Below are 12689 nucleotides of genomic sequence, written 5' to 3'. Positions count from 1 at the left end.
TACATATGGGAATAATTTTTGATTACCTAGACCAAGTAGCTTACGACAGTATCTACGATACCCCCTTTAATGAACTGGATATGCTGATGCTGACCGAGATAACTTATCTGCCTTTTGACCAGATTGTGTCTGATCAGATGTCCCCCGATTGTACTTGCCGCTTCTTTGAAGCTGCTGAAAAAATGCCTCAGGATTTATCCATGTTGGTAACTAAAAATCGTCTGAAACTTTTAGAAAAGGTAGCCAGCTCCACCCGCTTCAAAAATATCAAGCTCATGGGCTATGTCAATGATATTGATCCTGATGTTCAAAAGCAGTTTGCGGCTATGATTTTCAAAATCAAGCCTGAGACCTATGTCCTGACCTTCCGCGGAACTGATGATTCCATTATTGGCTGGAAAGAGGACTTCCACATGACTTATATGGATCAGGTACCAGCTCAAAAAACGGCGGTCAATTATCTGCGAAAAGCCATGGATGCTCTGCCTGGTCAGTTCATCCTGACTGGTCACTCAAAGGGCGGAAATCTAGCCTCCTACGCTGCTAGTCAGATCGAGCCAAAATATCAAGAGCGAATTCAGAGTATTTACAGCTATGATGCCCCTGGACTGAATCACTCGGTCATCACCAGTCAAGGCTACCAGACTATTTCAGACAAAATAAAGCGCTACATTCCGCAGGGCTCTATCGTCGGAATGATGCTCGAAACGCCCAAGCAGGCTCAGATTGTCAAAAGTACAGCTATCGGCGGTCTGGCCCAGCACGATACCTTCTCTTGGCAGATTAGTGACCAGACTTTTGTCCTACTGGACAACCTCAATCCAGACAGCCTTCAAGTAGATAAAACTCTGAAAAACTGGGTTGATAGCGTTTCTGATGAGGAATTAAAAGACTTTTTTGACCTCTTTTTCGGTCTCATCCTAGATGCTGGTATCAGCTCCATTAATGACCTCACCAAGCTGGAAAATTTCAACAAAATCTTGGCTGTTTTTGAAAATGCCAATGCTCTCACAGATGAGGAGCGGGAAATGCTGACGCGCCTGGCTAAACTACTGGTAGACATGCGCTACCAGTCTTGGAAAGACGACATGAACCTGCTGAAGCCTAGTAAACTTGTTCAAGAGGTCAAGGAAAATCTATCCGAATTCACTAAGAATCTTCCTTTCACAAGCAATGATCCCGCTCAAACAGATGAACCAAATGAGCAATAAGCTATAAATACAGCACTTGGCAACTCTCTAATATAAAAGAAAAACAGGTATAGTATCACTACTATTCCTGTTTTTCATATGATTTAGAAGAGCTATTAATCAAATCTACAAGCTCTTTTATACTTTTTTTCTCATTCGATAAATCGTATAAAAAGACTTTTACAACTATTTTCTTTATATGCTCATTTTTCTGACCTTCTTGAATGTAAGAAGGAAAATTTTTCAAATGGACTTCTCTATGCTTAGGATAAATTAAAATAACATTTTCAACATCATATTTATAGGCATAAGCATACATTTGATACATATCTGATTGACTGATTCCATAATTTTCACTCAAATCGCTTATCAGCTTTTTCCATTTGGTGTCTAGAACAATAGATTTATTATTGTCTAGTTTAGTTCTATCCTTCCCTTGTTTAGACATAATAATATCTGGTTTCAATCCGAATTTTTTCGGAATATCAAATAAATATTTACTTCGTTTCTGTGTTTCTACCTTCCATTCAGAACACTTATTTTTCAACTGCTTAGCTATGTATGCCTCAAATATTTTTTCCATAGGAAATAGTAAGGCATTGACACTTTGAATTCCTTTAAAAGTTGAAAAGCTCTTATTCTTCAGAAAAACTTCTGACCAATCTATTAAGTTTTGATAGAACTGAATATTACGATCTTTTTTCACTAGAGAAAAATCCTTATCAATATTTGTTGACTGATTAACCATTTCAAACTCAGCCAATAAACGTTTTGCTAACAATTGATTTTTTCCATTTGATGAAATCTTATTCAATTTGAGAAGCGTCGTTTTTATCAAACGATTTTCAGGACGATTGATATGAAACTCATCATAAGCCATATAAAATCTATCTTTGCGGACAATATTTTGCTTGATATGCTGGTTAACTAGCAACTTTCCCTTGAAAAAAGGAAGATTATCCTCAAGTGTAATATAATCAGACTTTAAACCTTTTTTCAACAACTCTTGAACTTCATTCAAATACATCTGAATAAAAACTTCATAAATTGGTAACTTAGAATCATTTAGCTGGGCATTTTTAAAACTCTTTCCCTTAAATTCTTTCAAACTAGATAACATTTTAAGAAAAAGCTTTCGTAATTTACAATCATCACCAATATCGACCTTAGGTAAAATCTCAATCTGAACTTTATTATCGATATTAATAACACCTACATAATTTCGAGGCTTGATAACTTTGACTCCTTTATGAGATGAAATCCTCAAAAAGTCTGATAATCGTTCCTCAACATCATCACCAGAATTTTCTTCGATAAATTCTTCTAATAAGGTGAAATTTCTTTCTCCTAAATCTTCTTTTTTTATCCCTTGAAATTCTCTAACTGTCAGAATCTTCATTTCTACCCACTTCTCCTGGATTTGAAGTACTAGCATAGATGGCAATATAATTCTTTGACTCCTTAAATGCTTCCTCATTAATTTTATAGGTAGGATTTAAGTCAATATCTGGGCTACTTTTAAATAGATTGTCATTACTTTTGACTGAAATAAATTTACTAGGATCTTCATTTTGGGGATCAATTCCTAAAACAAGCATAATTTTTTCGTAATCTTCATAGAAATATTCTTGAAGCAATGGAATAGTCTTGTTTTTAAAGATAGATTCTAACTGATCGATAGTTGGTTTTTCCTTATTCTTAAGTGGCATAAAGAAGGCATGCCCTAATGTATGCTCCCTGTCATAAAGAACTTCAATACGTTGGTTCATTTTTTCTAACATCTTTTGAATGTCAATCTTTTTATTATCTTTATTATCCTTATTATCTTTATTATCTTTAACAACTACATTCTTTAGTAAACTTATATCTGGCATCATTTCAATAAATTCAAAACGACGTCGAAGAGCTGTATCCATGAGAGCGATAGAACGGTCTGCTGTATTCATGGTCCCTAGAATGTATACATTTTTTGGCACAGAAAATTCTTCTTGGGAATACGGAAGAGTCACTGACATTGCTTCTTCCTCTCCGTCACGCTTCGAATCTTCAATCAAAGTAATAAGTTCTCCAAATATTTTAGAAATATTCCCACGATTGATTTCATCAATAATAAAAACGTAGTTATTACTCTTATCACTAGCAGCTCTTTTNCAAAACTCTTTGAAAACCCCATCTGAAATTTTATAGTTTAGATCACTTCTCCCTCTTCTCACACCTCTTTTTCCTAAAAACGGCTTAATCCCCTCAATAAACTCCTCATAACCGTAAGACTGGTGGAAAGTTGTAAATGCAATTTGACCAGCAGCTTTTAATTTATTATAATTTGAAATATATCCGACATAATTATCATTATTCGACCCATCTCTGTTAAAATCTTCATCAATTATGTCAACTGCGTATTTGATAGAATTGTAAGTTTTACCAGTTCCTGGAGGACCATAAAGGATTGTATTGACTGATGGTAATTTATACTCTGAGTTTTCTTTTTTTGAGCTCATTTTCTCTTCCTCATCACTTTCCATAGGTTTATTACTCTTTTCTTCTAACTTTTTTAGAAACTCTTGAATCTCATCTAACAATTCATTCCCATCGTCATCAATCACTTTAAATATATGTGAAGTGAAAAAATCTTGTTCTATTTCAAAAGATGATTTCTTGTCTTTTATATATGTATTAAATTGATTCATATGTCTTAAATTGATTTTCTTTATCCTTTTTCGATTTATCTTCTATGCGACCTTTCGTAAATTCTATATTACCTACAGGCTCACTGGTAAGCTCCGTGATAACTATATAATCTTCTATACCAATAATGCCGTTCATCATATAGTACCTTTTTTGATAATATGATTCTTTTAACTTTTTCTTCTCATTATCAATTAAATATCTTCTCTTATTTTTAGATCGTGGATGAAAGTCTTTCTCAATTGGAATCCAACCAATATCGGAATAATCTTTTTTCACTTCATCAATTATTTTTGCTATTTTCTCTTTAGACATTCTTATTCCTTTTCAATTTGTAATAATTTAACAATTGATTTTTATTAATATCGTATTGACTGGTATATCAATACTTACTTTACATATTAAACAAACCAATTATCTACGTTCCCAAAACCTCCCAAACTTTCCGTCTGGGAGGTTATTCCTATGTTCTATTTTTTACCAAATAGTAAACTAACTCTCAATAAAATTCTCTACCCAATCAAACTTCCATTTGGGACTTTCTCATCCACAGTTAGGAGAGTCAGTTGGTCGCCATGCTCGGCTGAGAGGATCATACCTTGACTAATGCGGCCCATCATTTTGCGCGGTTTGAGGTTGGCTACGATTTGGACTTTTTTACCGACCAGTTCTTGCTCGTTTGGATAGTATTTGGCAATACCAGAGAGGATTTGGCGGTCTTCGCCGTCTCCTGCATCCAAGCGGAATTGGAGCAGCTTATCAGAGCCTTCAACCTTAGAAACTTCTTTGACTTCTGCGACACGGATTTCTACCTTATCAAAGTCGTCAAATTTGATTTCCTTGCGGTTAAGTTTAAGCTCCACTTCTTCGGGCTTCCATTCTTTTTCAACCGCAGGTTTGTTGCCTTCCATTTGTTCCTTGATATAGGCAATTTCTTCTTCCATATCCAGACGAGGGAAGATTGGCGTTCCTTTTTCTACAACTGTCAGACCTGCTGGGAGCTGGTCAATAGCTAGATTTTCCAGTGAAACTGCTTGAGGCAAGCCGAGTTGACTGAGGACAGCCTTGCTGGTTTCCATCATGAAAGGCTCAATCATATGCGCCACAACACGAAGGCTCGCTGCCAAGTGACTCATGACTGCTGCCAGTTCTTTGACCTTGCCTTCATCCTTAGCCAAAACCCAAGGAGCAGTTTCATCGATATATTTATTAGTGCGGGAGATGAGCGTCCAGACTGCTTCCAGCGCGCGTGGGTAGTCCACTGCATCCATGTGTTTATAGTAGTCAGTGATAGATTCAGCTGCCACTTGAGCCAGAGCTCCGTCAAAGTCTGTCACATTTTCTTCATAGGCTGGCACTTGACCGTCAAAGTACTTGTTAATCATAGAAACGGTACGGTTGAGCAAGTTTCCAAGGTCATTGGCCAACTCGTAGTTGATACGACCTACATAATCTTCAGGAGTAAAGGTTCCGTCTGAACCAACTGGAAGGCTACGCATGAGGTAATAGCGTAATGCATCCAAACCATAGCGTTCTACCAGCATTTCAGGATAGACCACATTGCCCTTGGACTTGGACATCTTGCCATCCTTCATAACAAACCAACCGTGAGCAATCAAGCGATCAGGCAACTTAATATCCAGCATCATGAGCAGGATTGGCCAGTAGATAGAGTGGAAACGCAGAATGTCCTTGCCCACCATGTGGAAGACAGTGCCATTCCAGAATTTATCATAGTTAACATGATCATCCTGACCGTAGCCAAGAGCAGTCGCATAGTTGAGCAGGGCATCAATCCAAACATAGACCACGTGTTTAGGATTTGATGGCACAGGCACGCCCCAAGTAAAGGTCGTCCGAGAGACGGCCAAGTCTTCCAAGCCTGGCTCGATGAAGTTTTTCAGCATTTCATTGAGACGACCGTCTGGAGTAATGAAGTTGGGCTGTGATTTGAAAAATTCTACCAAGCGATCTTGGTACTTGCTTAGACGAAGGAAGTAAGACTCTTCTGATACCCATTCCACTTCATGTCCAGATGGCGCAATTCCGCCCGTTACATTTCCAGCTTCATCACGGAAAACTTCGGCCAACTGGCTTTCGGTGAAAAATTCCTCATCAGATACAGAATACCAACCTGAATATTCACCCAAGTAGATATCATCTTGAGCCAAGAGTTTTTCAAAGACATCCGCTACAACCTTTTCATGGTAGTTATCGGTCGTTCGGATAAATTTATCGTAAGAAATATCTAAGAGCTGCCAGAGCTCCTTAACGCCAACCACCATGCCATCGACATAAGCTTGTGGGCTGATCCCAGCTTCCTCAGCTTTTTGCTGGATTTTTTGACCGTGCTCATCAAGACCAGTCAGATAGAAAACGTCATAGCCCATGAGGCGCTTGTAGCGAGCCAAGACATCACAGGCAATGGTCGTATAGGCAGACCCAATGTGGAGCTTGCCAGACGGGTAGTAAATAGGTGTCGTAATATAAAACGGTTGTTTTGTAGTCATTTTTTAATCCTTTCAAGGCTAATGAAACCTTTTTTGATAACACTTCATTATATCATATTTCCTAGCGATTGAAAGAGGGGACCTGACATTGATTTTAGACGTTCTTCTCTTAAAATAAATAAGGACGATAGGTTTTATTCCATAGTTTCTTTCGACGATAGTAATAGTAAAGAACAGCTCTATTCATCAAATCGGTTGAGAAACGATCTTCTTAGTTTGTTCATAATTCTTTTCTAGGGCTATAATAAAACACCTTGATTTAGCCATCTATTTTGTTCTGGCCAAAGATCGCTATTTCCCCAAAACTTGCCAATTCTTGCTAAATTATAGTAGACTATATAAAAAATATTTAAGGAGATTACTACATGATTGATGCATATAAAAAATTTTGGAAGGGCTATGTGGATTTCACCAGTCGCTCAACTCGCCCAGAATATTGGTGGCCAATTCTCTGCCATTTTTTAGTATTGGTACTAATACCTTGTACTTTTCTTCTGATTAAGTCAGTTTTGAACTCTGAGACTGGAGGAGCCTTATCTACCACCTTTGCTGGCCTGATGGTTGTCTATTACATTGCAATTCTGCTTCCCTCTCTCGCCATTCAAGTTCGACGATTGCGAGATGGTGGCTATCATTGGGCTCTTCTCTTTTTGCACTTGGTCCCATTTTTTGGTCGTTTTATTCTATTTATTTTTTATTGTCAGCCTACAAAATATGAACCCGTTAGCAATAATTCCTATAATAATATAGACTACCAAGATCAGCAATTTATCCAAAATCCCTATCAAGAGCAGCAAAATTACCAACAAAATTTTGTGATAACTGAAAACGAGTAAAGTCCATTGAATCAAACAAAAAGTATTCTACTTTAACAGGCCTCCCNAANAGTTAGATTTTTTGTGTCTAACTCTTTGGGAGGCCTGTTAAATTCATCTGATTTTTTATATTTGTTAGACCATGCTATTTTTCCACAGCCTCATTATAGATTCGAATCCAAGGAGCAACTTGATTTATCACATCTAAAAATTGTAATAAGTCAATATATTTTTGATCCGTATAAGGCCCAAAAGCCAGACGAATATCTTTGTTAGAACTCATTGGATTGTAATACAGATACAGGTGATGAATTTTTACATACCTTGTTTCTTCCACTTCCTCAATCTTAATGGTCACATCAGCTAAATCAGAAAGCCTGAGAAATTGGAAATAAGTATCCACCCGTATGATGGCATCCTTGTAAAGATAGAGAGATAGACTTTCACGCGCATAACGAGAGTCACTATAAATCAGTTGAAAATCCTTTTCAAGCTCTGGAAAGTGAGAGTAAAGTTCTTAACAGCGTCGCAAACTCTTTTCTCTATTGACTATAGCAAGGCAAGTAAAGAGACCACTCATCCCTATTAGCAAGATGATTGAAATCAGGGTCATTCTCCCCCCGACTTCATCTGTCTGTGACAAAGCCAAGAGCAAAACGAAAGCTCCTAGACCACAAAAAACAGGAAAAAGTAATTCCTTATAAAATTCAACATTTATTTTTTCTTGCACCAATTGATCCTCTCAATACAAACATGGCTCGTTTTCCACCTTTAGCCTATGCCCAAGGATTATAAAAGCGTCCTTGATTGACAACGAAAAGAAGAAGGCTGAGGGCTAGTAGAAGGACAGACACCAGGATTACAAGTTTGTCTAGTTTTCCGAAGGCTTGCTGGGTATACCAGGTCCGCTTTTTATTTTTCCCAAAGCGGCGCAACTCCATGGCCGTTGCGATCGTATTGATTCGCTCGAGCGAACTGAAGATCAGGGGAATGACGATTTGCAGATTGCCCTTGACCCGTTTGCTGAGGGGAGCCTTTTTGGATAATTCTTGTCCACGTGCCTCTTGAGACATCTTGATGAGGTAAAATTCCTCCTGTAAATCTGGAATATAACGCAGGGTCAGACTGACCGCATAGGCAATCTTATAAGAAAGGCCGATTTGATTCAGACTGGAAGCAAATTGACTGGGATGGGTGGTCATGAGAAAAATCACCGCTAGGGGAATCGTTGAGAAATACTTGAGCAAAAGATTCAAGAGATAAAAGAGCTCCTGAAGCGTGAGATTATAAGCTCCCCATCCTGTCCAGAGCAAATCCTTGGCTCCATAAATCTCCACCCCATACTGAGGAGCAAAGAGATAGACCATGAGAATATTCAACGCTGCAAAGGTTCCCGCAAAAGCTAGAACGAAAGAAATATCTTTCAGCCGAATCTCAGACACTCGAAATAAAATCAGGGAAGCCAGAGCCACAAGAAGGAGGAAACGCGTATCGTAGCTCATCATGGCTGCCACCGAAACCAAGATAAAAAAGATAAGTTTGCTGGCACCAGACAGACCATGGAGAAAAGTCTTTCCGGCATGATAGCCAATCAATTTTTGTTGATTAAACATGACTTTCCTCCTTTTTTCGCATGTAAAATCGAGTCAGAGCTAGCGGATCCACTTCCAGCTTTTCAGCTAAGCTAAAAATCGATGTTTCCTTTAAATTGGCCGCTGCAATCAACTCATGATTGGACAAAACCTGAGCAGGCGACTGGTCTGCTAAAATCTGGCCGTCCACCACCACAATGGCCCGATCAGAATAATCCAGCATGAGCTGCATATCATGGGTAATCATGATAATCGTGTGCCCCTGCTGGTTTAGCTCATCGAGAAAGTCCATCATTTCTGTATAGTGGCGCTGATCCTGACCAGCTGTCGGCTCATCCAAAAGGATAATCTCTGGATTTAGCACCAAAATAGACGCAATGGTCACCCGCTTCTTCTGACCAAAAGATAGAGCTGAAATCGGCCAACTGCGAAATTCATAGAGACCGCAAGTTTTGAGAACAGCATGAACTCTTTCTTCAATCTCTGCTTCTGACAAACCACGCAATCGCAGTCCTAGAGCCACTTCATCAAAAATCATGGTGGTCGAAATCATCTGATTGGGATTTTGCAAGACATAGCCAATCCGCTCCGCCCGCTCCTTGATAGAGTCGCCCTTGATATCCTGTCCCTGCCAATGATACTCCCCTTCTGTATCAACAAAACGACAGAGAGCCTTTGCTAGAGTGGACTTGCCAGCACCATTTTTCCCAACGATCGCTATCCGCTCACCCTTAAAAATTTTCAGACTGATATCCCGCAAAATAGGTCGATCGCTCTGATAGGCAAAGGAAACATGGTCAAGTTCTAAAAGGGCTTCGTGCCTACTGTCAACCTGCTCTGTTTTTTGCTCGGTCAGATTCTGCGAAAGTCCTGTAAGTTCCAGCTTGGTCAAATCAGCCAGATGAGCCACCCTCGTCACATCAAAACCAAGCTGCCGCAAGGCCGTAATATAGAGAGGTTCTCGAATCCCATTTTCTGCTAAGAGGTCCGTCTTGAGCAGATCATCCGGCGCACCGTTAAAGAGGATTTGCCCATCATTGACAAGGACAACTCGGTCAACAGGTCGATAAAGTACATCTTCCAAGCGGTGCTCGATGATGATGGTCGTGGTGGCAGCTGCTCTATGAATCTGATCAATCAAGTCAATCGTGTCCTGACCAGACTTGGGATCGAGATTGGCCAAAGGCTCATCAAACAGCAAAATTGGACTCTCATCAATCAAGACACCCGCCAGACTGACCCGCTGCTTCTGCCCGCCAGACAAGTCTTGAGGACGATGGTCCAAAAGCTGCTCTAGGTCTAGCTGCTTGGCCCAACGCAGAACCTTCTCCCGCATCAAGGGCAAGTCCACCATATCATTTTCCAGAGCAAAGGCCAGATCCTCTGCCACACTGAGTCCGATAAACTGCCCATCTGTGTCCTGCAAGACCGTGCTAACAAGATTGGACTTGTCATAAATACTGCTATCAAAGGCTGGCTGCCCCTTAATCAAGAGTTGGCCACTGGCCTGACCCTTGTAAATATTGGGAATAATGCCGTTTAAACACTGACCCAAGGTTGACTTACCAGAGCCAGACGGTCCAATCAGAAGAACCTTTTCCCCTTCATAAATGGTCAGATTGATATGCTTCAAAGTCGGCTCCGACTGAGCCTGGTATTGAAAACTAAAATCTTCAAATTGAATAATTGGTTTTTTCATGTTTTTCTATAAGGCCAAAGCGATCTGAATCGCCAGATTGGCCACCTTGTCTTTCTCGTCTAAGTCCGCATGATTAGCCAGATTGCGCATGTCCCAAGCCTCCTCAGACAGATGATCCGCCGCATAAAAGAACTGGCAAATTTGAACGCCACGAAAGGCCGCCAGAGCCGCTACAGCCGAGCACTCCATATCCACACAGATAGCTCCTGCCTCTTTTCGCCTGCGCAGCTTGTCCGCAGTCTCTCGGAAAATACCGTCGGTCGTCCAAACCTTGCCCAAACTATGGGAAATCCCTCGCTGTTCAAGGAATTTCAAGAGAAAATCCTGCGAGCCGACATTGACTACGATCTCCGAACTAGCCGGCTGGTAATGATAGCTAGTCCCCTCATCACGCAAAGCTGCTGTCGGAATAATAACGGATGTTTTTTTGATGTCTTCGTCCAGCACACCACAAGTCCCAAAGAGAACCAGCTTTCTCATACCAAAAGCAATCAAATCCTCCAGAATAGCCACACAAGCAGAAGCCCCAACTGGTGCATTAAAAAGAGCTAGTTCCTGTCCATCCGCAAAGACCCGATATATAGGAATTTCAATGTTGGCCATGGATGTCGTCGTAATCAACTCATGGTCAAAATCCGCCAGCATTCGGGCAAAGGTCTCCCGAGCAAAGCAGGACACTGCCGTTTGCGGAAAGCCTTCAATAGGCTCTATCAAATCCTCTGGATTGATGATGGCCTTACGATTTTGGTCAAACTCTTCAAGAATCATCGACTTGTTTTGTCCCTTTCTTTAGCATGAAATAGCCAGCTAATGTCCACTGACTCTATCCTACTATTGTATCATAAAAAGGCTGTCTACTGACTATCACCAGCATATTTTCTAGCTAGCCAAGGATATAGGCAGACTCTATAGCAAGGATGGGTTCAAGAGCGCATTTCAAAACAAAAAAGAGATACTCATCATATTGACTATTAAATCATAATCTCTGATTTCCACCAAGCACCTTAGATATAATGTCTTCATGTTTCAAAAAATTGAATTTCTGAATTCCAATAATTACGGTGCACATCTAGAATTTTTCAGAAAAGTTTGTAGGTGCTTAATTATCTAGTATTTCTATCTAAACCAACGTGTATATACGCTGAGTACTTCTGTTCTAAAGAATTAAAATCCAAACTCAGTGTGGTTATAAACCACCTTTGCTCCCATACTTCTAAAACATGCTCCTTCTACAAAACGAACTCTGGCATTGGCATAAAATCTGTGCAACAAAATACGAAAAAACTGTATCCATGAAGAGTCTTTCCGACTGAAAGCTTCATCAATACAGATTCTGAGAATATATTTGAATTTCTAAGAAAGCAAAACTCATTCTGAGCAATTCTTACTTTTTATCATGCTGCGTCAGCTCCTGATTGTAGGCCAAGGCTAGCTTGATCCAGTAAGACAGTTCCTTTTGTCCCTCGACATCTAAATCAATATAACCACGATAAAGCCTGCCTTTCATCACTGTGACACTGGTACCATTTTTAGGTAGGACCTGCTTTTCCATTTCCTTACCGATGCGGACCATGACAAGCTCTTGACCTCTCGAACTCACAGTAACAGACATCTTGCCTCGGATCATAAAAGCCAATCCACCAAACATCTTCTTCTCTTCTACCTCTTCTTCAAAAACATGAGGGGGAAGTTCAGTAGCTAAAATGGTACGAATCTGTTGAGCTAAAGATTTACTATATGCCATCGCTCTCCCCTATTTCATCATCACATCCCAGCCGATACCAAAACGGTCAATCAAGCGGGCATAAAACTTAGCAAAAGCTTGATTCTCTAGAGTATAGAGAATCCGTCCACCTTCAGTAAGCTTAGTCAAGAATTCATCGGCTTCTTCTCTACTATCTGGACTCAGAACCAACCATTGATTAGGCTGATGATTGCTAGGAATAGATAGGTCATTAAAAACACCTACATCTTCACCATTCAGGGTTAAGTTTTCCGTATCTAAGGCAATCCAGGCAAGCTTATCCCGTTTTTCTGCAGGAAGGTTTGCTGGGTCCATCATCTCACTGGCTCGGACAAGTCCCTTTATCTCTGTCTGAAAAAGATCTGCATAGAAACGAAAAGCTTCTTCGGCCTGACCATTAAAACTTAAAAACACGTCTAATTTCATTATTGTTCCTCCAATTTTTTATATCTGA

Annotated in this window: 11 protein-coding genes and 2 pseudogenes; 2 read left to right on the top strand and 11 right to left on the bottom strand. The window is 39.9% G+C overall.

What is annotated here, in order from left to right; translation table 11 throughout:
• Nucleotides 1-5: 5 nt before the first annotated feature.
• Nucleotides 6-1211 (top strand): DUF2974 domain-containing protein, encoded by a 1206-nt coding sequence (locus tag D8791_RS02415; RefSeq protein WP_125446124.1) that lies wholly within the window; start codon nt 6-8, stop codon nt 1209-1211.
• 61 nt (nt 1212-1272) lie between these two features.
• On the opposite strand, the gene D8791_RS02410 is transcribed toward D8791_RS02415, so the two are convergent.
• The 4 genes from D8791_RS02410 to metG all read right to left on the bottom strand — a co-directional run bounded on the left by D8791_RS02410 (nt 1273) and on the right by metG (nt 6385).
• The gene (locus D8791_RS02410; RefSeq protein ID WP_125446123.1) at nt 1273-2589 is read right to left on the bottom strand and encodes an McrC family protein; all 1317 of its coding nucleotides are present in this window, start codon (nt 2587-2589) and stop codon (nt 1273-1275) included.
• Nucleotides 2570-3688: an McrB family protein gene (locus tag D8791_RS02405; RefSeq protein ID WP_446677525.1), complete on the bottom strand. Its 1119-nt coding sequence runs from the start codon at nt 3686-3688 to the stop codon at nt 2570-2572. Before D8791_RS02405 ends, D8791_RS02410 begins: the two co-directional genes overlap by 20 nt.
• A 175-nt stretch (nt 3689-3863) precedes the next feature.
• Nucleotides 3864-4190, bottom strand: a complete 327-nt coding sequence (locus tag D8791_RS02400) for a hypothetical protein (RefSeq protein ID WP_125446121.1) — start codon at nt 4188-4190, stop codon at nt 3864-3866.
• Nucleotides 4191-4387: 197 nt separating this feature from the next.
• Nucleotides 4388-6385 carry a methionine--tRNA ligase gene (gene metG / locus D8791_RS02395; RefSeq protein WP_125446120.1) on the bottom strand — a complete coding sequence of 666 codons (1998 nt, stop codon included), beginning with the start codon at nt 6383-6385 and terminating at the stop codon, nt 4388-4390.
• A 365-nt stretch (nt 6386-6750) separates the two neighbouring features.
• On the opposite strand from metG, the gene D8791_RS02390 reads away from it, so the two are divergent.
• The gene (locus tag D8791_RS02390) at nt 6751-7221 is read left to right on the top strand and encodes a DUF805 domain-containing protein (RefSeq protein ID WP_125446119.1); all 471 of its coding nucleotides are present in this window, start codon (nt 6751-6753) and stop codon (nt 7219-7221) included.
• A 124-nt stretch (nt 7222-7345) separates the two neighbouring features.
• On the opposite strand, the gene D8791_RS10570 is transcribed toward D8791_RS02390, so the two are convergent.
• From D8791_RS10570 to D8791_RS02355, 7 genes and pseudogenes are all read right to left on the bottom strand, one after another.
• A complete protein-coding gene (locus D8791_RS10570) occupies nt 7346-7603 on the bottom strand; it encodes a hypothetical protein (RefSeq protein WP_223367634.1) in 258 nt (85 codons plus the stop codon).
• 373 nt (nt 7604-7976) lie between these two features.
• Entirely contained in the window at nt 7977-8813 is an 837-nt protein-coding gene (locus tag D8791_RS02380; RefSeq protein WP_125446118.1) for an energy-coupling factor transporter transmembrane component T family protein, read from the bottom strand.
• Nucleotides 8806-9609 (bottom strand): annotated as a pseudogene (locus tag D8791_RS10720) (energy-coupling factor ABC transporter ATP-binding protein); the annotation flags it as partial. The pseudogene D8791_RS10720 and the gene D8791_RS02380, both read right to left, overlap by 8 nt.
• A 27-nt stretch (nt 9610-9636) precedes the next feature.
• Nucleotides 9637-10491 (bottom strand): annotated as a pseudogene (locus D8791_RS10715) (ATP-binding cassette domain-containing protein); the annotation flags it as partial.
• Nucleotides 10492-10497: 6 nt separating this feature from the next.
• Nucleotides 10498-11259, bottom strand: coding sequence for a nucleoside phosphorylase (locus tag D8791_RS02370; protein WP_125446116.1), 762 nt, complete (start codon nt 11257-11259; stop codon nt 10498-10500).
• A gap of 616 nt (nt 11260-11875) precedes the next feature.
• Nucleotides 11876-12235 (bottom strand): TfoX/Sxy family protein, encoded by a 360-nt coding sequence (locus D8791_RS02360; RefSeq protein WP_125446115.1) that lies wholly within the window; start codon nt 12233-12235, stop codon nt 11876-11878.
• A gap of 9 nt (nt 12236-12244) precedes the next feature.
• The gene (locus tag D8791_RS02355) at nt 12245-12661 is read right to left on the bottom strand and encodes a VOC family protein (protein ID WP_125390212.1); all 417 of its coding nucleotides are present in this window, start codon (nt 12659-12661) and stop codon (nt 12245-12247) included.
• Between the last annotated feature and the right edge of the window lie 28 nt (nt 12662-12689).

It is taken from the genome of Streptococcus cristatus, from assembly GCF_003943515.1.
Taxonomy (GTDB): Bacteria; Bacillota; Bacilli; order Lactobacillales; family Streptococcaceae; genus Streptococcus; species Streptococcus cristatus_D.
The sequence above is the reverse complement of the archived record's forward strand: the minus strand, read 5'-3'. Positions and strand labels throughout refer to the sequence as shown.

Coding starts and splice junctions, on each gene's coding strand:
- D8791_RS02380 (WP_125446118.1), bottom strand. CDS start 8,813: ATGTTTAATCAACAAAAATTGATTGGCTATCATGCCGGAAAGACTTTT.
- D8791_RS02415 (WP_125446124.1), top strand. CDS start 6: ATGGGAATAATTTTTGATTACCTAGACCAAGTAGCTTACGACAGTATC.
- D8791_RS02370 (WP_125446116.1), bottom strand. CDS start 11,259: ATGATTCTTGAAGAGTTTGACCAAAATCGTAAGGCCATCATCAATCCA.
- D8791_RS02400 (WP_125446121.1), bottom strand. CDS start 4,190: ATGTCTAAAGAGAAAATAGCAAAAATAATTGATGAAGTGAAAAAAGAT.
- D8791_RS02360 (WP_125446115.1), bottom strand. CDS start 12,235: ATGGCATATAGTAAATCTTTAGCTCAACAGATTCGTACCATTTTAGCT.
- metG (WP_125446120.1), bottom strand. CDS start 6,385: ATGACTACAAAACAACCGTTTTATATTACGACACCTATTTACTACCCG.
- D8791_RS02410 (WP_125446123.1), bottom strand. CDS start 2,589: ATGAAGATTCTGACAGTTAGAGAATTTCAAGGGATAAAAAAAGAAGAT.
- D8791_RS02390 (WP_125446119.1), top strand. CDS start 6,751: ATGATTGATGCATATAAAAAATTTTGGAAGGGCTATGTGGATTTCACC.
- D8791_RS02355 (WP_125390212.1), bottom strand. CDS start 12,661: ATGAAATTAGACGTGTTTTTAAGTTTTAATGGTCAGGCCGAAGAAGCT.